The sequence below is a fragment of the Bradyrhizobium sp. AUGA SZCCT0176 genome (genome assembly GCF_018130145.1).
Taxonomy (GTDB): Bacteria; Pseudomonadota; Alphaproteobacteria; order Rhizobiales; family Xanthobacteraceae; genus Bradyrhizobium.
In genome coordinates, this window is the sequence record NZ_JAFCMB010000018.1 from 42,875 (window position 1) to 64,206 (window position 21,332).

A 21,332-nucleotide genomic window follows, 5' to 3' on the forward strand; every position below is an offset into this window, starting at 1 on the left:
AAGGCGGCGATTGCGGCGCGTGCCTTCGCGTCTTGTTCGGCATTATTCTTTGTTGGGCATGTCTTTCCGGCTATCGATCCGATGTTGCGATCCGGCGCGGGCGGCCTCGGCCATCGCGCCGAGGCGCAGTTCGTAGCCGCGGCGGACGTGACGGCGGGCCAGTTCTTCGGCGGCAGCCTCGTCGCGCCGCGCGATGGCATTCGCGATCGCCTGGTGCTCTCCCAGCGCTTCCGCGATACGGCCGGGTGCCGCGAAGGTGGTGCGGCCCAGCAGTACGACAGAGTCATGCAGGTCCTGCAGACTCTTGATCAGGAACCGATTGTGAGCGGCGCGGTAGATCTGCTCGTGGAAGAGAGTGTTTTCCCGGGCGTGGACTTTCGGGTCATCAGGCAATTGACGATGTGAATCCAGCATCGCCTGCAGCATGTGGATTTCGGTCGCGTCGGCAAAGCGTGCAGCCAGTGCCGCGGCCGTACCTTCAAGCCGCTCGCGCACATCGTAGAGTTCGGCCACCGCGCGCAGGTCGTGTTGCGCGACCGACAGCCCGCCGCCCGGCGCATGGACCAGCATGCCGTCGGATTGCAGGCGGCGCATCGCCTCGCGAATGGGCGTACGGCTGACCTTGAGCCAGGCGCACAACTCCAGCTCGAGAACACGTTGGCCCGCTTCGAGTTGGCCTTCCTGGATCGCATTGCGGATGGCCCGATAGGCATGCTCGGCCAGCCCGCCGGCGGCCCGCGATGACGCGGGGCCCGGGAAGATCACAAGCGTGTCGTCCTCAGCAGTGTTGGAAATCGCGGCCTCCCAGAAAGCCAGATCGGGGCTTTCCGCTACGTATAACTATGTATACAAAGATATGCAAAGAGAATCTTAGGGGTGAAATGCCAACGGTTCAGCCAGGGGCTCGCCCCGCGGAGCGCAGTATTTTGGGCGTTGGCCCGCACGGGCCGCCAAGTCCGCACCCCGCCGGGCGGGCCGACATAACGGTGTCGCTGACGCGCCATTCCCCGGGGCTGCTGCCGGCATGGCCGGCGAATGAACCGGTCTCGCTGGATCGGTGCCGATATTGTTGCGGCTCGGCGGTCTTGCCGTTGCGACGGCTGGCGCCGGACAGCGCGGTCCCCGCCCCGATGGCGGCGCAAGCCAAATCGAATCTCCCATGCCGCCCGGCGACGGTGACCGGTCAGGGATTCAACACCGGCGTTGCCAACGCTGCGCGCGTCAACGGCATGGCGATGCACGTGCTGGATTCGGGATGATGCGGAATCCGCCGAACCACGCCCGCTCCCGGCGGCTGCGGGTTCTGCTCGTTGGCGGCAAAGCGCGGACTTCTCACGCAATAGCAGCGCAGCGCCTTAAGCCGTGTCGGCGCTTTGTGACGTCCGTCACGGTGAAGCTAACGCGCAAACCTATTCTGGCAATCACAGAATAAAGGGGACAGGCATGAACGCCACTCACTCACAGGCGTACCTGAATGGAATTGAGAAGATTGGTTGTCGTGTCGATGAATTGCAGCGCCTGCTGCGTTTTGCCGAAGGCCAGCGGGAAGCGCGAACAGCGGTCCGACAATTGAACCAATCGTCTCCGCTCCTCGGCAAGGATCGTATTCGTCTTTTCGATCGCGAATTTGACGACGCCCTTCACCGGGCTGTTTTCGCCGAAGTCGGTGATCTCCTTTTCGATCGTGATGAGATATTCGTAACTCGAAAGCTCCTCGGAGATCTGAAGCAGTTCCCGGATTGTCGACGTAATGCAATCGGCGTCGCCAGTGGAAATATCGGGTCGCTTGGCGGCCTGAACGAGATCACCCATCAAGTTCTGGAATAGCGGCTTTATGGCTTCGACCTTTTTGAAATCGCTTTCGCTGAGGACGCCGCTGCTGGACACGTTCGTCGCCAGCACGAGCATCGTGACGCCGAGGGCAAGCGGCCGCACCCATCCGCGACGCAGGCGGGTTATGGACCGACCATTGGGCGCGCAAGCGGGTTTCTTGCCGCCCCCCACCACTCTGCCCATCATTTTCCAGACGGCGGTTACGCCCATTGGATCAGCCTCGGACCTGGTGGCCAAGCATAGTTCGCGATTGCGTGCGCTGCTAGGGCGGACCGAACCTGGCCTGCGTCATTTTTGCACGACGAACGCGCGTTCCGGCGTGAGTGGGCAGGCCCGTTTGGTTGTTCTGCATCGGCTTTTGTGTATTATCTGCCCCGAGAGGAATAGAGCTGTGCGTGATGAGAAAAATCAGCGACTGCTCGCGGCTGGGGAGGCCGTCCCCGGTTTGGTTACGGACCCGGGAAAATGACCGATCTCTCGCAGCGGACATTTCGCGCCGTCGCGCTGCAGCGCGCCGCTTCGCCCGAACAGCTTGATCATCTCGTCCGCATTACCAGACCGTTTGACTGGATGCTGGTATTTGCCATTTGCATCGCCCTTATCGCAGCCGTCACATGGGGCATTGTGGGCCGCGTCCCTACCCGTGCTGAAGGCCAGGGCATTCTGATCAGCGGTGGCGGCCGCGTCGTCGAGGCGTCTTCTGCCGCCTCCGGCCGGCTGGCAACCATCAGCGTCATGGTCGGTGACCGCGTCACCCAGGGGCAACCGATCGCGGAGATCGTTCAGACCGACATCCAGCAACGCCACCAGGCTGCCGTCGAAGTTTTCCGCGAGAAGGAACGCCAGCACGCTGACCTGATCGACAAAACCAAGCGCGAACTCGCGTCGAAGGCACAGAACTTTGCGAAGCTCGAAGCCGCGTTCAACCAGGTCATCAAGGCGACCACGCAGCGCATCGACTATCTGACGAACGACGTCAAAACCCTCGAGGATTTGATGGCGAAGGGATTGACGACGCGGCGCACACTTGAGGAGCGTCGCCGGGATCTCAACGACGCCCAGCAGCGAAAAGAAGACACGTTCAATGAAATCCTGAAGATCCGGACGACTCAGACCGATTTGGAAACCCAGCGCGAACGCGAGAGCCAGACATCCGAGTTTGCCCTCAATGACGCCCGCCGGCAGATGGAATCCGCGGCGGGGCTGCTGACCCAGAACACCCAGATCATCAGCCCGGTCGATGGTCGCGTGCTCGAAATCAAGGTCTCGGCGGGCGCCGTGCTTGCGGTCGGTGCACCTGTCGTCGCGATCGAAAGCGAAGGCCAGAAGCTGGAAGCCCTGATCTATATTCCCGCCGAGCGCGGCAAGAACGTCAAGCTCGGGATGCCGGTCCGCATCGAGCCCTCCACGGTGAAGCGCGAGGAATTCGGGACCATGGTCGGCACCGTCGTGACGATATCGGACTTCCCGATGACGCCGCAGGGCATGGCAGCCGTCCTCCACAACGACAATCTGGTTACCCGGTTTTCAAAGGAAGGAGCCGCCTACGCCGCAACGGTCAGCCTGGAGCAGGACCCCGAAACCGTCAGCGGATACCGCTGGGCGGTTGGACAGGGGCCGCCGATCCGCCTCTCCAGCGGAACGCTGACGCGCGCGGAAATCACCACACGGCGGCAACGCCCGCTCGACCTGGTGGTGCCCCTCATCAGGCGGTTGACCGGAATTGATGGATAGCGCCCCGCCGCAGCAACCGCTTCCGCCGCAGTTCCGGCCGCCTTCCCTCTGGCACCGGTTCCGAAGGCTGTTTTGGCGCAGGAACGTCAAGAAGACGCCGACCATCCTTCAGATGGAGGCCGTCGAGTGCGGCGCGGCGGCGCTGGCGATGGTGCTCGCGCACCACGGCGCGTGGATTCCACTGGAGCAGCTTCGCGTTTCGTGCGGTGTCTCGCGCGACGGCAGCAAGGCAAGCAACATCGTCCGGGCGGCGCGCACCTTTGGCTTCGATGCCAAGGGTTTTCGCAAGGAGCCGACGACGCTGCACGAACTGCCGATGCCCTGCATCATCCATTGGAATTTCAATCATTTCGTGGTGCTCGAAGGGATCGACGGCAACGACGTTTACATCAATGATCCCGCGACCGGACGGCGGCGCACCGACATGGCCGAGCTCGATCTCGCCTTCACCGGCGTTGCGCTCACCATGGAGCCGACGGCTGAATTCCAGCGGTCGGGCAGCAAGCCGCAAGGCTTGCGATTGCTGCTGCGCGAATTGCGCTTCTCGAAGACCCCTGTCGGCCTGCTGGTGCTCGTCAGCCTCGCGCTGGTGGTGCCCGCCATCGTCGCTGCCGGCTTCTCGAAGATATTCATCGACAACATCCTGATCCAGCGCACCAGCAGCTGGTTCATTCCGCTCTTGATAGGCATGGCCCTGACCGCGATCATCCGCGCGCTGCTGACGCTGGTGCGCCAATCGCTGCTGCTGCGCCTGCAGACCAAGCTTTCGGTCGTCATGGTGAGCCGCTTTCTCTGGCATGTCATGGCGCTGCCGGTCGAGTTCTTCACCCAGCGCCACGCCGGCGATATCTCCAACCGCGTGGGCGCGAACGAGCAGATCGGCCGCCTGCTCTCGAGCGGCGTCGCATCGAATGCGCTCAATCTGACGTCGATCGTCTTCTTCGCCGCGGCGATGGCCATCTACGACCTCCCGCTGGCCATCATTGGCGTGAGCATGACGCTGGCGAATGTGCTGGCGTTGAAGTTCATCGGAGGACGTCGCGAAGACCTCAGCCGCAGCCTCGCGCTGGAGCAAGGCAAGCTCGTCGGCTCCACCGTCAGCGCGGTGCGCAGCATCGAAACCCTCAAGGCCAGCGGCCTGGAGGACGAGGCGTTCGGCCAATGGGCCGGCATCCAGGCCAAGGCCTTGAACGCCGAGCAGGAACTCGGCGCCTCGTCGATCTATCTCGATATGCTGCCGACGCTATTCACGGGACTGACCGTGGCCGCGATTCTCGGCGTTGGCGGCCTGCGCGTCATCGAGGGATCGCTGACCCTCGGAGGCCTCGTCGCCTTCCAGTCGCTGATGGCAAGCTTCTCCGAACCGGTGACCGAACTCGTCAATTATTTCGGCAACGTGCAGACCATCAAGGGCGGGCTGGAGCGCCTCGAAGACGTCTACAATTATCCGCTCGGAAAGTCGGACAAGCCAACGATCGCGCCCGAGCACTTTCCGCCAAAACTGACAGGCCGGGTCGAGCTCAGCAATATCAAATTCGGCTACTCGATCCTGGAGCCGCCGCTGTTGGACAACATCTCGATCGACATCCATCCGGGTTCGCGGGTAGCCCTTGTCGGCGCTTCCGGCAGTGGAAAATCGACCCTCGGAAAGCTGATTTGCGGTCTCTACAAACCTTGGGCCGGCGAGGTTCGCGTCGACGGATGGAATTTGCCGGAGATTCCGCCGCAGGTATTTGCGAACTCGATCACCTATGTCGACCAGGACATCTTCCTGTTCGAGGGGACGGCACGCGAAAACCTCACGCTGTGGGACTCGACCATCACCGAGGCCGACCTTTCGCAGGCATTGAAGGATGCCGTCATCCACGAAGACATCGCGACGCGAACGGGAAACTACGACTGCTATATCAACGAGGGCGGCACCAATTTCAGCGGCGGCCAGCGTCAGCGGATCGAGATCGCCCGGGCGCTGGTTTCCAACCCCTCCATCCTGGTACTCGATGAGGCCACCGGCGCGCTCGATCCGATCACCGAAAAGATCATCGATGACAATCTGCGGCGACGCGGCTGCACCTGTATCATCATCGCGCACCGCCTCAGCACCATCCGTGACTGCGACGAGATCATCGTGCTGCAGCAGGGCAAGATCGTCGAGCGGGGCACCCACGAACAACTGATGGGCCTTCAGGGCACGTACGCAAGACTAGTGGCGCAGGAATGAGTGAATCTCTCCTCCAGCAGGCCCAGGCGATGGCCAATCAGGAAGGGGCTGCCCATGCGGCGGGCCACATCGCCTTCGACGGACGGCATCCAAAGCTGCTTGATCACCGCGGCTACGCGCTCCAGATCACCGCGGGGCATGTCGATGTCTTCGCGGTCCGGCTTGTCGAAGGCAATACCGACGGCGCCCGGCACCATTTGTTTCGGGCCGAGAGTGGAGAGATCATTCTCGATCTGCAGGAAGGCTTCAACCGGTCGGATCCGCAAATTCAAGTGCTCGCGGTCGGAAGCCCCGGCACCGAAGCCCTGCTTGTGCCGCGCATGGACGTTCAATCCCCGGACCCGGTCACCACCTGGATCAGGCGGCTTGCGCGGCTGATCGCCGGACCCAACCCGAGCTGGGACATGCTCGAAGTCGCGAGCGATGGCGCGGCCGAAATCCCGGCGGGCGAACGGCGCCGTGGTCCGGCGCGCAGCATTGTCTGGGTCTCCCTGCAAGCCGGGACGGCAAAGCCGATGGGGCTTGAACCATCGATTGCAGCTGGAGGCCCGCCGCTGCCGCTGACGTCAGGCATGTGGATCGAGGCAGGTCAATCGGGCTGCAGCGCGCTCGGCAGTGAGGCGATGCCGGACGCCGACCAATTGTGGCGCGCCGTCGATCAATTCCATCTCAGCGTGGCAAGCTGCATCAGGGAATATCTGGCCCGCGACGTCGAGCGCGAGGCGCGGCGTCTCGTGCTTCGCACCGAATTGATCACAACGCAGACCGCGGAATCCTTTGAGCGCCTTTCCGACGTCGTCGTGCAGCGCTCCACCCACACCGAGATGGCGACCGACTCGGCGGATCCCCTGTTCAACGCCTGCCGGATAGTGGTGGAAGCGATCAAGATGCCGTTCTCCGTCCCGCCCCGCTCCGTCCTTGCCCAAGCCGGGTTTAATGGTGCCGTCGAGATTGCCCGCGCGGCGCGCTTGCGCGTGCGGCGAACGCTGTTGCGGGGCGAGTGGTGGACCGAGGACGCCGGGCCCCTGGTCGCATGGCACGGCGAGGCACGAAATCCGGTCGCGCTCATTCGCCGCGGAAACCGCCGCTATGTGATGCTCGACACAACAACGGGAACGCGGCGGCCGGTCGACCGGTCGGTCGCCATGGAATTGGCGCCGGAGGCGGTATCGTTTTATCCGGCACTTCCGGCCCGCCCGCTTCGGTTCCGGGATCTGCTGACGTTCTCGTTCCGGCATTCCACCGGCAGCTTCCTTCGCATCGCGATTTCGATCGTCGCGATCGGGTTGTTGTCGCTGGTGACGCCGCTGATCACCAACGTCCTGATCAATTCGGTGATACCCCGCAGCGAACTCGATCAGCTCACGTTCTGTGCGCTCGCCCTCGCCGTCACGGCCATCGCCATCGCCAGTATCCAGACGATGGAGGGGCTCGCGATGCTGAGAGTGGAAGGCCTGATGGATTGGCGATTGCAGGCCGCGGTGATCGACCGGGTACTCAGGCTGCCGACATCGCTGTTTCGTGAATACACCGTCGGCGATTTCGTCGACCGCTCGATGGGCATCGACGCGGCGCGCCGGGTCTTCACCGGGCGTGCGCTGCGCAGCATGCTGATGGGCGTGTTCGCCTGGTTCAGCATCGGCCTGATGCTCTACTATGATGTCAAGCTGGGGTTGATCGCGCTATTGCTGACGCTGATCCGGGCGCTGCTGATCATCGCCACCAGCGCGCTGCGCCTCTATTATGAGAACAAGTATTTTACCCAGCAGGGCAAGATCGACGGCTTCGTGCTGCAGCTGATCGCCGGTATCGGAAAGCTGCGCGTCGCCGACGCGACCGCGCGTGCGCTCGCCGTATGGTCAAAGCAATTCGCCGGGCAAAAGCGCAATTTCATTTCGTCGCAGAAGGCCTCCAATGCCCTTGGCGTTTTCGAGACGGCGTATCCGCTGATCGCCACCCTCATCATCTTCGCGGCGGCGACTTATCTGAAGAGCAAGCTGCTGCTGGATGTCGGCGGCTTCCTGGCGTTTTTTTCCGCGTTCGGTCAGTCGATGGCCTCAATCGGCGCCTGGGCATCCGGCATCAGCGAATCGCTGATCGCCATCCCCCGCATCACCCGCCTTCGACCGCTGATTTCGGGGGCAGCCGAACTGTCGGACGAACGCAAATCCCCGGGCGAGCTGTCCGGAACGATCGAGCTGTCGCGCGTGACCTTCCGCTATACGCAAGGTGGTCCGCCGGTGCTCGAGAATGTCTCGCTCCGAATCGCGCAAGGCGAATACGTCGCCATCGTCGGTCCGTCAGGCAGCGGCAAGTCCTCGCTGTTCCGGCTGCTGCTGGGGTTCGAGAAGCCGGAGTCCGGCACGGTATTCCTCGACGGAAAGGCCATCGACACGCTGGACATCAGCGCGGTGCGCCGTCAGCTCGGCGTCGTGCTGCAAAACGGCAAGCTGGCAACCGGCAGCCTCTACGACAATATTTGCGGCGGCGTCCAGCTGCCGCTCGACCAGGCCTGGGAGGCGGCGCGGCTCGCCGGCCTGGAGGACGACATCAAGGCGATGCCGATGGGCATGAACACCGTGGTCGCCGAAGGCGTCAATACGCTGTCCGGCGGCCAACGGCAGCGCATCATGATCGCCCGCGCGGTCGCGCGCCGGCCGCGTGTTCTGCTGTTTGACGAGGCGACAAGCGCGCTCGACAATCAGTCGCAGGCGATCGTCAGCAACTCGCTCGGCAACCTCAATGTGACGCGGATCGTCATTGCGCACCGGCTCTCCACGGTCCGCCAGGCGGATCGCATTATCGTGCTGGTCGATGGCAAGGTGGTGCAGACCGGAAGCTATGACGAGCTCAGCAACACGCCGGGAATGTTTGCTTCATTCGCCAAGCGCCAGTTGCTTTAGTGATATGAATCACCCGGCGCGACGTCGTTTCGCAGCGTGACGCCTGTCACTGCGCGAGGCCGCGAGCGGATCCTAATCTCCTGACCATAGACGAAGCGGATCATCCCTTCGCTACAAAACAGGAGACGACCATGAACCACGACCTTCTCAACGACGAAGCGCTTTCCATCGTTAGCGGCGGCAAACCTGCCGGCGGGCACGGCAGCGGCACCGGTGGCGGCACCGGCGGCGGCGGCGGCAACGGCACCGGTGGGGGCGACGGCCTCGGCTGGCTCCGTAACCTCATCCGCAACATCTTCCCCTTCTAAACGCTGAAGGCGTTGACAGCACGGAAGAGACCGCCTCCACGGGCGGTCTCTTTTGTTTTGGACGGTCGTTGCAGTGCCGCATCGCGTTTTGCTGCGCAGCAACGAACATCCTCTACCCGCCTGTCCGGCCACGGCCAGCCGTCGACAGTTACGAAATACCGCAATAAGCAACGCCCAACCTGATATCGCTCGCCGTCGAGCTCTGCTGGCGATAGCATCACAGCCTCGCAGTGGAAGGCGCCGATGAGTAAGCCAGGTCCGGTATTTGCGTGGGGAAGGCTGTCGGAGGACCTCGCGTTGTTCAAGGCGCTCTCGCCGGAGCAGCGATTCAAGACCTTTGATGCCATGGTCCGGCAAGACCTCGTCCGCGGCGAAATGCTGGTGGCGCAAGGGGACCCTGCCGACTCACTCTACATTGTGTTGCACGGCGCCCTCGCGGTACGCCGAACCGGCGACTCCCTCCCGATCGCCGAACTGCGCGCCGGAGAACTGGTCGGTGAAATCGGGTTCTTCGCCAACCTTGCCCGTACCGCCAATGTGATCGCCATCCGCGACACCAGCGTGCTCGTGCTGACGCGCGCCGCCTACCAAAGCCTCGCGGAGAACACGCCGGCGATTGCCGAGGCGCTGCTTGCAGCGCTCGCGCTTCGGTTTGCGAAGCGAACGGAACAGATTCCAACGACGCGCACTTCGCCGATGGCCCGCACGGTGGCGCTGATCGATGGTGGCTTTGAGCCGATTCCAGCCGACTTTTATCGACGCATGCGCGAGACCCTCGCCGGGACCAACGCCCAGATCGTCGATCCAGCCCGCGTCAGCTCGATGTTTCCCGGCCGGGCACTGGATGCCCCCGAAGTCACCGACTGGCTCAACAAGCTCGAACAGGTTTCGCCGCTCGTGATCTATCTCGGCAGCGGTGAGGTGCCGGCCTGGACGCGGAAGGCGATCCGGCAGGCGGACATGGTGGTGCTGGCATGTCGCGGAGATGCGCCTGCGGAAGGCCTGACCGAAATCGAAACCTTCGCCTGCCACGTGCATCCGGTGTCGGCCCGGCGGATCGTGCGTATCCATGACCGGCGCAGCGGCGAAGTCAGCGGCACCACGGCGTGGCTCGCGCGCCTGCCCTGCTTCATGCACCATCACGTCGCGCTCGAGGATCAGCTCGACATCGACAGCCTGATCCGTTTTCTGTCCGGGCGTGCGATTGGATTCGTGGCCGCTGGGGGCGGAAGCTTCGGATTCGCCCATGCCGGCATCTACAAGGCATTTCGCGAACGCGGCGTGACGTTCGACATCTTTGTCGGAACCAGCGTCGGCTCCGCCATGGCCGCCGGCTTCGCCAAGAACTTCGAGGCTGACCGTCTCGAACGCGGCGCCCACGAGATCTTCGTGAAAAGCCGCAGCTTCCGCCGCCCGACCTGGCCGCGATACGCGCTGCTGGATCACAAGGCGTTCGATCGCGCGCTCGCCGAACAATACGGAGCGCAATGCAGGATCGAGGATTGCTGGCGGCCTTTCGCGGCGGTCGCAACCAACCTTTCGACGCACTGCCTCGAACTGATCCAGTCAGGGTTGCTCTGGCAGGCGGTGCGCGCATCGAGCGCCATACCCGGGCTGTTGCCGCCCTTCTACACCAAGGACGGCGCGATGCTGGTCGACGGATGCCTGATCGATAACGTCCCACTGGATCCGATGCATCAACTCAAGAGCGGCCCCAATCTGGTCGTGCATTTCGGCGAACCCGAGGTCGAGACGTTTGACGTCGACTACGCGGCGTTGCCCGGCCGGCTGGAACTGGCTGCCGCGATGCTGGTGCCGTTCCGCAAGAAGCTGCTTCCGGCGGCGCCCAACGCGGTCAACGTGCTGTGGCGGAGCCTCGTCGCCCATCAGCGCTATGATACAATCCCGGCCGCACCGCTCGATCACGTCATGCGGCCACCGATTCCGGCCGGAGTCGGAGTAACCGAATTCGAACGCCACACCGAGATTTTCGACTCAGCCTATCTCTGGACGCGGGAGCGCATCACAGCGCTCGAAGCGGAGGGCAATTCCGCTATTGCCGCCATTCTCGGAAGCGGTGCGCCGACCAGGCTGTGAGCGCCGCATCTGTCTACGTCGACAGCACGGCCCGCAACTCCGCGGCCAACAGGCGCGGAACGGGGTCGCCGGGACACTCTGCGGCCAAGCCCTCAAACAACTGCGCCGCGCCAGCCTTATCGCCTTCGATCAACCGATACGCCGCAATGTATCGTTCGCGCCAATCCGCCGAGGCCTCCGGCGGCCAGGGTTCAAAAACCTCGACGGGCACATCAAGGCCGCGCAGTGACGCGACGCCGAGCGGCCTGAACAGGGTTGTCGTGCAGCGCGCGGCCGCGAATGGGCCGACACAGATGGTCGATCCATAGCGCTTGTTGAGCGCCTCCAGGCGCGCCGCCGAGTTGATGGAATCGCCGTGGGCAGTGTAGTCGAGCTTTGACCTGATCCCGATATCGCCGACAATGGCTTCACCGGTTTCGATACCGATACGCGTGCGGCCAAAGCCGATGTGGGACGGTTCGTTCCGTGACTGGAATTCCTTCGCCCATATCCGGATCTCCTCGGCGCAGTCGAGCGCGCGTTGCGGATGATCCTTGAGATCGAGCGGCGCGTTGAAGAACGCATGCACGGAGTCGCCGACGATCTTGTCGACCATCCCGCCATGCTTCATCACAATAGCCGCCATCCCTTCAATATATTCGTCGAGCACGGCGACAAGCTGTTCGGGTCCCGCGCGATGCGTCATCGCGGTAAAGTCCTCGATGTCGGTCCACAGCGCGGTGATCTCGCGCTTCTCGCCGCTCAACTTCAGGAGGCCCGGATTCTCGGCGATCCGCTTCACAACCGCCGGCGCCAGATGTTGCTCGAAGCGGCTCCGGATGCGAGCTTCGCGACGGGCCACCAGCGCATAAGAGCTCACGGAGGATGTCATGAAGACGAACAGGCCTCCTATGGACGGCATCATGGGATCGATCAGCCGATCCCCGACCAGAGACGCGAGGATCGCCCCCGACCAGAGAGCCGCCAAAGCGGTCAGGCCGACAAAAGCACCCAACACCGGCGACAAAGCCGACGCGGCGACCACGGCTATCAATCCCATGATCAGGGTCAAAGCAAAGCCTAGAGGGACCGCTTGTGGCGCCCGGCGCGCGTAAATCTGCTGGATGGCATCGGCCTGAATCTCGACCGATGGGACAAGCGGATCAGTTGCCGTTTCGCGCAATCCGCCAAGCTCCGGCGCCGACCCGCCGATCAATACAATAGCGCCGGCAAGCCGCGCGCGTTGCACAGCGTTGTTGTTGACGACGTCAGCCGCGGAGATCGTGCGCGCCTCCCGTTTGCGGATATCGGCGCCGGCCAATCGCAACAGGCCGTCGGCGGGCAGCGGCACTTCGAGATCGCCGACGATGATCCGCTGCGGGTTGGCATCGACGGAATAGGCCGGCGAGCGCTCAAACAGCCGGATCGCTTCCAGCGCCAGGCCCGGTCGCGTCGCTTCGCCGGCGCCGACGAGGAGCGGCACGCGCCTGATCCTGCCATCTGCGTCTCCGGGCAACGAAAGCGCGCCAAGCCCTTTCGCCGCGTCGACCAGCGGCGACACCGGCCCAAGGCCACCGCTCATGCGCCAGAGGCCATCCAGCACGACCGGGTGGCGTGCGAGAACCGGCACCCCTGGGACGGCGTCGGCCTTGTCGGCATCGAGAACAAATCCGAGCGCCACCGGAACGCTCTTCATCGCCGCGGCGAGATGCTTGTCACCGTCGAGAAGACCGCCAGCGAGCGCGCTGATATCCTGATTGCCGGTGAGAGAGCCGAGCTGTCGCGCCAACGCGGCTGGAGAGCGGGTATCCACCTGCGTAAAGAGGACATCGATTCCAACGACGGCCGGCTTGCCACTGGCCACTGCTTCGATGAGGCGCGCCATCGTCTCGCGCGGCCACGGCCACGGCCCCAAATCGTCGAGCGTGCGCCGGTCGATATCGACAACGACGACCGGAACAGCGCTTGCTGTCTCTTGCGGCTTCGATCGGCGGATCTGCCGGTCGGCTGCAAGCACCACATCGAATGCCCTTTCACGAGATACGTTCCGCCATTCCCTCGGCATCAACAATAGGGCGGCGAGGAACAGCACGAGGGCTAGAAGTCCGGCAATCAGGCCTGAATGAGTCTTGCCCAGCCGGCTAAGCATGAGACCCGTCAACTTCGGCGAGCTTGAGCGGATCGCAGAAGATTCGGTCTAGCGTGCGGCCAATGGCGCCGACTTCCTCCAGCTTGCCCAGCGCCTCGTTGATCTTGGGACGACTGGCGCCGAGCAGCAGGGCGAGTTCGCCCTGTGACATGCCGAGATCAAGCGGCAGCCGCTTTCCCGGCACCGGCTTGCGGTCGCCAATCGCGACCAGGAAGAAGCGCGCCAGCCGAACATGCATCGGATGAAGCGCGATCGACTCAAGTTGTCCGCTGGTGTCCCGCAGCCGGCTGCAGAGAAACGATATCAGCCGCTCGGACAGCACCGGCCGCGCGGTCCAAAGCTTGCGAAAATCCTCCTTGTCGAGCCGGTAGGTCGTCACCGCGGTGAGGGCGGTAGCATCGGCGCTCCTTGTGCCGCCATCAAGCGCCGCAATTTCACCGAGCAATTCGCCCGCTGTCGCATGCCGAAAGCTCAATTCGCGACCATCCTCGGTGGCGATCGCCAGTCGCACACGTCCTTCCGCGACGAGGTAAAGGCCCGTCGCGCGCTCGCCGCGCGTAAACAGCGCCTGTCCCTTTTTGAATTTGGCTTCGCGAAAGGACGGAATGCAGGCCTCGAGATCCTCGACAGCCAGACCCTTGAAGAGTTCGGTTTTCGACAGAAGAGAAACGAGAGTATCTTTGCTGGACATTTGTCGCCTGAATGAAAGGCCTCGGTTTGCAATGATTTGACGTCAGACCGGAAAATCTCACCGCGTCTTCAGGATCTCCATCGTGAAGTTTTCCTGCATGTCGTGCGAATTGATCAGAGAAGCTAACTAACGCTGTCCAAAGCGCCGCGAATCCGCTCCGTGCCCCACTTGGTGGCCGCGGAGGGTTTCGAACCCGGAGTGGCCAGGTTTGTCCCCTCTCCTGCCTGTAGCACGACCTCGCTCCCACCTCCGGAAACAGTGACCGTGCCGTGGTCGACAAACACGCCAAAAACGCCATTGCTCGGCCCGGCAAAGAATTTCGTGCCGCGGACGGCTATGAGTCCGTAGGAACTCCTGATCTTCATTGGGACGGGCCGGCTCCCACTCGGCCGGTCAAAAAGCATCGGACCAGACTGCAGCGAGATTTCGCCTCCGGTGGTCGAAAGAAACTGATCAATGACCAGTTGCGCCTTTTCGCCGAGCTTGATCGTCGTGTCCTCGCCCATCAACATCGTCAGCCGGGAGGATGGCCCCGTCCCGACGCGATCACCGACAAAAAGCGAGGATGCTTTCTGCAAAGGCCGCTGCTGGCTGCTCGCATCGACAAACGCTTCGCCCTTCACCTCTTCGACGCGGCCGGCAGGATCGGCGGCGCGCACTGGCGAACTGAGGGCTGACGCAAGCAGCGTGCCGACGAAGCCCAAGACCTCTCGTCGATCGAACGGATGCCCGAAGTATCGCCGCGATCCCTGAAGCATGAAACGCATCGTACAATCCGCTCTATTGCGGGATTGATGCTAGCGGAGCAGCCAAGTCCAGGCAACCGGAAGCCACAATGGCAGGCTTCCAGTGTGATCTCACTACCGAACTGCCGATCAGCTCAGGAGCAATCGTAAACCAAATGGATGACACGCGGCCGCGACCGATGTTCTCGAGCCCGCATCGAGCGCGTTTGGATGCTGCCACGACAATTCGCTGCGACAAATTGCAGCGCCGGCTTCCTCAAGTCTGAATCTCTGTCACCCGCATGCGGGAGAGAGACGCCGAACAGCCCCCAAGGCTCTCGAGGGCTTAACAATTGCCAGCCCCGCCAGCTCACTTCACTCCCATATAGTTCCTTATTTCCAATAAGTTATCGGGCAGGCAAACACTCGAATGCTCGCTGTCTTGCGCTGTTCCCCAGGGAACAGCGGGGTAAAGCGCCGTCCCCTATTCTGTACCGCCGACGTGAGGGCAGCGATAACCGCTGCCGGTCGGACGGAGATGGAGAAGTCATGATCACCCGGCCCAACAACACCCACAACCAACTCGGCGACAACGAACCCAATGCCGTCGTCGGCGGTCACCGCAAGTTTCACTATAAAACGATGAACGGCCACACCTATGCCATCGGCTACGTCAACGGCCGCACCCTGATGGTGAGGGTCGACTGATTAGCCAGCCGAGGATACGGCCGTCATCATCACCGTATTCTTGCAGGTCGATGGGTCGCTTGATGCAGGCGAAAGAGAATGGGACAGCAATTCGCTGTCCCATCTTGCGCTGTTTGATGGACGCTTTCAGCGACGTCTTCCGCGGCACCTCAGCGATCTCGACGATGCCGCCTCGGCAGCTTGGGCGTCGAGCCCTTCCGAGCGATGTCGCGAACCGTCATGCGCGTTCGAGCAAACCGGCAAGGCGCGGATCGCTGTACTTCTTGGCGACTCCAGCACGGCGCAGGTCCTCCGCATACAACTCCAGCAGAGAACGGATGACATCGGGATGCTTTGCCGCCACGTTGGTCGTTTGCTTCGGATCGGCGTTCAAATCGTAGAGCTCGACCGGTTCGCTCGGTGTCGCATAGAGCAGCGACCATTGTTCCGTCGTGATGGTGACAGGTTGCCATTCGACTACCGTCCGCATCAGGTCGTCGACCACTTCGACCGTCTCGCCGGGATTGGCGAGCGGCAGAGCCGTCAGCACGTGATCGCGCCCTTCGAAGGGCTGCCCCCGGACGGCGGGGAGCAGCGAGAGTCCCTGCATCTCCGCCTGGCGCGGCAGGCCGGCCATGTCGCAGATCGTGGGAGCGAGGTCGAGCGCGCAGGTCAGCTTGTTGGTTCGTCCGGGCTTTGCGCCCGGCACATGGATCAACAGCGGCACCCTGGCGATCTCCTCGTAAAGCGGCGAACGCATCCACGTCGCTTCGCCGGGCGCCCTGCGGACCATCTTGCCCATCAGCCCATGCTCTCCCAGCAGGAAGCCGTGGTCCGAGACGAAGATGATGGCGGTGGAGTCCTCGATGCCGAGATAGACGAGTTGGTCGAGCAGATGCCCGATCCAGCGATCGACCAGTTCGAGCTCGCCGCTATAGAGCGCGCGCGCCACCGCGATGTCGCGATCCGTCATGCCGTGCTTCTTGCAGTCGCCATAGGGCGGGTGCACGCGTTCGCCGTCATAGTCAGGAAGATAGTGTCTGACGTAGTAGGCCGGCGGGTCCCACGGTTCATGCGGATCCCAGGTGTCGACCAGCGCAAAGAATTTATCCTGGTAGATTTCCTCCAGACACTTGGCTGCCTGCACCATGGTGATCGGTGCCGGGCAATCCATCTCGCCGGTACGGGGATCGGGCTTCACCTTGCCGGTGATCGGCCATTGCGGAAGCTTGCCTTCGCCCTGGCGCTTGGTCTTGTTGGGTGCGGTGTAGGAGCTGTAATGCGGCGTTCCCAGAAGCTGGGATTTCATGTCGTAGAAGAAGTTGAAGCCGCGATCATATGAATAGCCGTTGACCTGGTAGAACGGCGTGTCCACCACGCCGAGCGTCGTGTAACCCGCTTCGGTCAATGCGGTCGCAATCGAGCGATCCGCGCGCGGCAACGCGCCCCAGCCGACGCCGGCAAAGGCGGGCTTGCCGGTGAGATAGTCGTAGCGCGCAGGCACCGTCGGAAAGCTCGACGCATAATAACGATCGAAGACCATCGATCGCGCAGCGAGCCGATCGAGATTGGGAGTTCGGACGTGGCCCCCGTTGTAGCCGAGCATGTCCCAGCGGACAGTGTCGGATACGATCATCAAAATGCGCTCCACCACGGCAAACCTCCCTTTTTCTGCGTTCCTTTTATAGTAATATATCACATATCACTCGGAAGGCGTCAACGGTAGTATGTCACACGTTACATTTACACATCCGGGGGGTTCGGGTAGTAAAAGCCATGGATCTTCGACAAATCGGTGCATCAAGCCTGGTGTCCGGACCCAGCCTGCGGGAGCAAGCGAGGCAGGTGATCCGCGGGCTGATCATCACGGGACAGATGCAGCCCGATCAGCTCTATTCCGTCCCGCGTCTTGCGATCGATCTCGGCGTCTCGGCGACACCCGTACGCGAAGCTCTGCTCGATCTCGCGCGCGAAGGCCTGCTCGAGCCCGTACGAAATCGCGGCTTCCGCGTGGTCTCGCTGTCACCGGGCGAACTCAACGATATCTTCGCGATCCGCCTGCTGCTGGAAGTGCCTGTTGTCGCCGAGATCGCGCGGGCTCGCCTCACGCCCGCGCAGACCGAGCAACTGCGCCACCTTGCCGAAGCCACGAAACGCGCCGCCGATGATGGCAATCTCATTGAGTTCCTGGAGACCGATCGCCAATTCCACATTGGGCTCATCGCCACACTCGGCAACAAGCCCCTCGCCGACCTGGTCGAGACGCTACGTGATCGCGTTCGGCTTCACGGCTTCAAGAATGGATCGACCCGGGAGCATATCGCGCAGTCGGCCAGTGAGCATTTCCAGTTGATCGACGCGCTGTCGAAACAGGATGAGGCCGGCGCTGTTGCGGTGATGCGCCGCCACCTCGAACGTTCGCGCCATGTCTGGGGCGAAAGCGATCGCAAGCCGCACACCTGAAGATCAGACCTGAATCGAGGTCAGCTTCTTCAGGCACCGCAGCGCGAATGACGATCGGCTGTGGCGGATGCCTGGAATGCGATAAAGCTTTTCACGCAGGAAGCGTTCGTAGCCGGCCGTACTCTCGACGGCGACCTTTACCAGATAGTCATAATCTCCGGTGGTGAGATAGGCCTCGATCACTTCGGGCAAGCCAGCGAGCAGTTCTCCGAACCGCTCCAGCACCTCTTCATCGTGACGGTCGAGCGTGATTTCGATGATCACTGTTTCCGGCAGACCGAGCTTCTCCTGATTGAGGAGCGCAACATAGCCGTCGATGTAACCCTGCTTCTCCAGTCGCTTGAGTCTGTTCCAGCACGGCGTCGTGGATAGCCCGACCTTGTCGGCCAGCTCCGCCGTCGTGAGCCGTGCATCGGCTTGCATCGCCCGCAGGATGCGCCGGTCGGTCTCGTCAAGGCGCAGTGAGTCCTTCCGCCGCGTCGCCTTCATAACCGAGAACTCTATTCTGGGTATTGGTTAGTTTCCGAGGATAATTATATCGCTAACTTGCCAAATTGCCAGGCAAAAGGAAGCCTCTTCTCGGGAAACACGGATACAACTTCTCCAAATTTGAATGGGGATGCCGTGTTCATTCTGGAGCTGCACGCAAGCGATCTACATGCCGCGCTCGGCCGCCTTCTCGACCAGGTGCGCGTCGCCGATCTGCGGTTGGCGGCCGTCGATGCCCGCGAGGAAGCCGGCGAATACAAAATCCAGGCTTCCATCGACGTCCGTGACCGCCAGGCCGTCGAAAGGCTTGCCCGCCGCGTCGGCGCGATCATCGGCGTTGCCGCGATCGAGGTGAGCGGCGGACGTCAGCACGCGATACTAGCGGCCGCCCCATGATCTCACACGATCAGGCGCGCAATGGTCGCCGCAACAGCTTCCGACAGGTCCGCTAACCGCCCCTCGCGAGACGGCTATTCCCAGGACCAGGCGGAGAAGTCATTTTCGAATTGCGGGACTTCCTTCCACACACCCTTCAGCTTCTTGCTCGCAATGGTGATCCATTGCGGCTGGAACAGGAAGCCGGCAACCGCATCGGTCGCCAGCATGCGCTGCGCGTCGCCGAGCAACTTGGCGCGTTCGGCCTCGGCCGGTGTTGCCTTGATCTGCTGGTAGAGCGCGTTGAAGGCCTCGTTGTTATAGCCGAGATAATAGTCCGGCTCGGTTATCTTCACGAGATCGAACGGCTCGACATGCGAGACGATGGTGAGATCGAAATTGTGCGGGCCGTTGCCGGCAAAGACCTGTGACAGCCACTGCGCCCATTCGACGTTCTCGATCTTGGCGATGATGCCGACTTTGGCGAGCTGGGCCGCGAGGATTTCTCCGCCGTTCCGCGCATAAGGTGGCGGCGGCAGCTTGAGGCTCAGCTCCAGCGGCGCTTTGACGCCCGCTTCTGCCAGCAGCTTCTTGGCCTTTTCCGGGTCGTATGGATTGATGCCTGTCGTATCGACATAGCCGAGCGATCCCGGCGTATAAAAGCTGCCGATCGGCGAGCCAAATCCATCGACAGCGCCATCGATCATCGCCTTGCGATCGATGGCGGCGAGAATGGCGCGACGAACCCGCACATCGTCGAGCGGCTTCCTCCGTTCGTTAATGCCGACGATGGTCTTGGCCCTGGAGCCGCCAATCAGGACATTGAAGCGCGGATCGGCCTTGAACTGCGCCACACTGCGCGCCACCGCGCCGCGCGGAAACACGTCGATGTCACCCGACAGCAGCGCCGCGACCTGCGCGGCGGGATCGCCGATGAAGCGGATGGTCACCTTGGAAAGCTTGATCGCGGCGGCGTTGCGATAATCCGGCCATTTGCTCAGGGTGATCGACGATCCCTTGGCCCAGGCACCGAGCGTATAGGGTCCGGTGCCGACCGGCTGCGTCGCATTGGTCGGTGCACTCTTCGGCTCGACGATCGAGCCGCCCGCCTGACCGATCAGGAACGGCAGGTTCGGTTCGGAATATTTGAGCACGACCACGATCGTCTCCGCGTCAGGCGCGGTGACCGACTCAAACGCCTGGTACAGGCTCTTGTCCTTGTTGGTGCTGGTCGGCGCCGCGTTGCGATCGTAGGAAAACTTCACCGCAGAGGAATCGAACGGCTCGCCGTTGTGGAATTTGACGCCCTTGCGGAGCTTGAACGTATAGGTTTTCAGGTCGGCCGACGCCTGCCAACTCTCGGCGAGCAAGGGCGATACCGAACCGTCCTCGTTGATCTTGGTCAACGTCTCATAGAGGTTATAGAGCGTGACCTCGGCAATGGCCGCAGCGGCTGCGTTGGTGGGATCGAGTCCCGGCGGCTCCAGCGTCATGCCCATGACGACGCTGTCCTTCTTGCCCTGCGCCAGACTCGGCAGCGGCGCGGCGGCGAACGCGGCCACAACTGCAAAAATGGCTAACTTCCTGAACATCCCTTGCTCCCCTGAAATATCGCGCGACCAGACTAAGCCAGTCCCGCATAAAAGGCTAACCCTCCTCCGACGCTACCGGAGGCAATGCCATCACCGTCTCGGCGCGATGGCAGGCGGCTGATTGCGCCGGTCCCACCTTGCGCAGCGCAGGCGCGACCTCGCGACAGTGCTGGTCGGCCAGCGCACAGCGTGACGCGTAGGGACATCCCGTCGCGCCCAGCGAATGCGAAGCGATCACCTGCGCACCGCGACGCCGGCGCACACCTCCGGCCCGGGCGCGCGGCACCGCCTCGAGCAACGCCCGCGTGTAGGGATGGGCGCAATGCGCGAACAGATCCTCAGGGCTCCCCTGCTCGACGATCCGCCCGAGATACATCACCGCGATCTCGTCGCAGAGATAATCCACCACCGCCAGATCGTGGCTGATCAGGACGTAGCTCAACCCGAACTGATCCTGCAGGTCTTGCAGGAGATTGAGCACCTGCGCCTGCACGGAGACGTCGAGTGCGCTGACCGGCTCGTCGGCGACGATCAGTTTTGGCTGGGTGATCAGCGCGCGCGCGATCGCGATGCGCTGGCGCTGGCCACCGGAGAATTCATGCGGGAACTTGTCCATGTCAGCCTCGCGCAGTCCGACCTGCCGCAGCACGTCGGCAACGCGCTGACGCAACGTGGCGCGATCCATCCGTCCGAGCGCGGTCAAGGGCTCCGCGACGATGCGCGCAATGGTCTGCCGCGGATCCAGCGAGCCGTAGGGATCCTGAAACACCATCTGAAAATCACGCCGGGCGCGGCGTAACTCGTCGGCCGGCAGCCGGTTCAGGTCGCGGCCCATGAGCGACACCGAACCTGACGACGGCCGCTCCAGCGCCATCACCAGCCTCGCGAAGGTCGACTTGCCTGATCCGGACTCGCCGACCACACCGAGGCTTCGGCCCGCTGTCACCTTTGCGGTGACGCCGTTGAGCGCATGCACCTGCCCGGCCGGCTTGAACACGCTTTCGCGCGGCAAGGTGTAGCGCTGCGCCAGATCCTTCACATCGAGCAGCGGCAATTCGGCGGGCGGTGGCGTCTGCTCAGGCATGG

The 21,332-nt window shown here is 62.7% G+C and carries 17 protein-coding genes; 8 read left to right on the top strand and 9 right to left on the bottom strand.

Going from position 1 to position 21,332, the window contains the following annotated elements; translation table 11 throughout:
* Positions 1-42 precede the first annotated feature (42 nt).
* Together JQ600_RS29415 and JQ600_RS29420 are read right to left on the bottom strand one after the other, a co-directional pair.
* On the bottom strand, positions 43-765 hold the full coding sequence (locus JQ600_RS29415; RefSeq protein WP_212389601.1) for a GntR family transcriptional regulator: 723 nt from the start codon (positions 763-765) through the stop codon (positions 43-45).
* A 693-nt stretch (positions 766-1,458) separates the two neighbouring features.
* Positions 1,459-2,043 carry a hypothetical protein gene (locus JQ600_RS29420; protein ID WP_249136148.1) on the bottom strand — a complete coding sequence of 195 codons (585 nt, stop codon included), beginning with the start codon at positions 2,041-2,043 and terminating at the stop codon, positions 1,459-1,461.
* A 255-nt stretch (positions 2,044-2,298) separates the two neighbouring features.
* Between JQ600_RS29420 and JQ600_RS29425 the strand changes: the two genes are divergently transcribed.
* The 5 genes from JQ600_RS29425 (at position 2,299) to JQ600_RS29445 (ending at position 11,096) form a co-directional block, all read left to right on the top strand.
* On the top strand, positions 2,299-3,567 hold the full coding sequence (locus tag JQ600_RS29425) for an NHLP bacteriocin system secretion protein (RefSeq protein WP_212263865.1): 1,269 nt from the start codon (positions 2,299-2,301) through the stop codon (positions 3,565-3,567).
* Positions 3,560-5,788: an NHLP family bacteriocin export ABC transporter peptidase/permease/ATPase subunit gene (locus JQ600_RS29430; protein ID WP_212263864.1), complete on the top strand. Its 2,229-nt coding sequence runs from the start codon at positions 3,560-3,562 to the stop codon at positions 5,786-5,788. The genes JQ600_RS29425 and JQ600_RS29430 overlap by 8 nt, the downstream gene beginning before the upstream one ends.
* Positions 5,785-8,691, top strand: a complete 2,907-nt coding sequence (locus tag JQ600_RS29435) for an NHLP bacteriocin export ABC transporter permease/ATPase subunit (protein WP_249133437.1) — start codon at positions 5,785-5,787, stop codon at positions 8,689-8,691. Before JQ600_RS29430 ends, JQ600_RS29435 begins: the two co-directional genes overlap by 4 nt.
* Before the next feature lie 131 nt (positions 8,692-8,822).
* The gene (locus JQ600_RS29440) at positions 8,823-8,999 is read left to right on the top strand and encodes a hypothetical protein (protein WP_211998660.1); all 177 of its coding nucleotides are present in this window, start codon (positions 8,823-8,825) and stop codon (positions 8,997-8,999) included.
* Between the two features lie 243 nt (positions 9,000-9,242).
* A complete protein-coding gene (locus JQ600_RS29445) occupies positions 9,243-11,096 on the top strand; it encodes a patatin-like phospholipase family protein (protein ID WP_212389600.1) in 1,854 nt (617 codons plus the stop codon).
* Between the two features lie 13 nt (positions 11,097-11,109).
* Here the strand turns inward: JQ600_RS29445 and JQ600_RS29450 are convergent, their stop codons facing one another.
* From JQ600_RS29450 to JQ600_RS29460, 3 genes are all read right to left on the bottom strand, one after another.
* Positions 11,110-13,167, bottom strand: a complete 2,058-nt coding sequence (locus JQ600_RS29450) for a CHASE2 domain-containing protein (RefSeq protein WP_212490204.1) — start codon at positions 13,165-13,167, stop codon at positions 11,110-11,112.
* Between the two features lie 49 nt (positions 13,168-13,216).
* Complete coding sequence (locus JQ600_RS29455) at positions 13,217-13,915, bottom strand: Crp/Fnr family transcriptional regulator (protein ID WP_212263861.1); 699 nt, start codon at positions 13,913-13,915, stop codon at positions 13,217-13,219.
* Between the two features lie 122 nt (positions 13,916-14,037).
* Complete coding sequence (locus JQ600_RS29460) at positions 14,038-14,682, bottom strand: FecR domain-containing protein (protein ID WP_212389598.1); 645 nt, start codon at positions 14,680-14,682, stop codon at positions 14,038-14,040.
* A gap of 507 nt (positions 14,683-15,189) precedes the next feature.
* On the opposite strand from JQ600_RS29460, the gene JQ600_RS29465 reads away from it, so the two are divergent.
* A complete protein-coding gene (locus tag JQ600_RS29465; RefSeq protein ID WP_212389597.1) occupies positions 15,190-15,348 on the top strand; it encodes a hypothetical protein in 159 nt (52 codons plus the stop codon).
* 217 nt (positions 15,349-15,565) lie between these two features.
* Here JQ600_RS29465 and JQ600_RS29470 read toward each other — a convergent pair whose 3' ends face one another.
* Positions 15,566-16,963, bottom strand: a complete 1,398-nt coding sequence (locus tag JQ600_RS29470; protein ID WP_212389596.1) for a sulfatase — start codon at positions 16,961-16,963, stop codon at positions 15,566-15,568.
* A gap of 140 nt (positions 16,964-17,103) precedes the next feature.
* Between JQ600_RS29470 and JQ600_RS29475 the strand changes: the two genes are divergently transcribed.
* The gene (locus tag JQ600_RS29475; protein ID WP_212263857.1) at positions 17,104-17,790 is read left to right on the top strand and encodes a GntR family transcriptional regulator; all 687 of its coding nucleotides are present in this window, start codon (positions 17,104-17,106) and stop codon (positions 17,788-17,790) included.
* 3 nt (positions 17,791-17,793) lie between these two features.
* Here the strand turns inward: JQ600_RS29475 and JQ600_RS29480 are convergent, their stop codons facing one another.
* On the bottom strand, positions 17,794-18,279 hold the full coding sequence (locus tag JQ600_RS29480; protein ID WP_212034820.1) for an Lrp/AsnC family transcriptional regulator: 486 nt from the start codon (positions 18,277-18,279) through the stop codon (positions 17,794-17,796).
* 135 nt (positions 18,280-18,414) lie between these two features.
* On the opposite strand from JQ600_RS29480, the gene JQ600_RS29485 reads away from it, so the two are divergent.
* Positions 18,415-18,675, top strand: coding sequence for a hypothetical protein (locus tag JQ600_RS29485; RefSeq protein ID WP_212389595.1), 261 nt, complete (start codon positions 18,415-18,417; stop codon positions 18,673-18,675).
* Between the two features lie 74 nt (positions 18,676-18,749).
* On the opposite strand, the gene JQ600_RS29490 is transcribed toward JQ600_RS29485, so the two are convergent.
* Together JQ600_RS29490 and JQ600_RS29495 are read right to left on the bottom strand one after the other, a co-directional pair.
* On the bottom strand, positions 18,750-20,246 hold the full coding sequence (locus JQ600_RS29490) for an ABC transporter substrate-binding protein (protein ID WP_212263856.1): 1,497 nt from the start codon (positions 20,244-20,246) through the stop codon (positions 18,750-18,752).
* Between the two features lie 55 nt (positions 20,247-20,301).
* Positions 20,302-21,330: an ABC transporter ATP-binding protein gene (locus JQ600_RS29495; RefSeq protein WP_409363313.1), complete on the bottom strand. Its 1,029-nt coding sequence runs from the start codon at positions 21,328-21,330 to the stop codon at positions 20,302-20,304.
* Between the last annotated feature and the right edge of the window lie 2 nt (positions 21,331-21,332).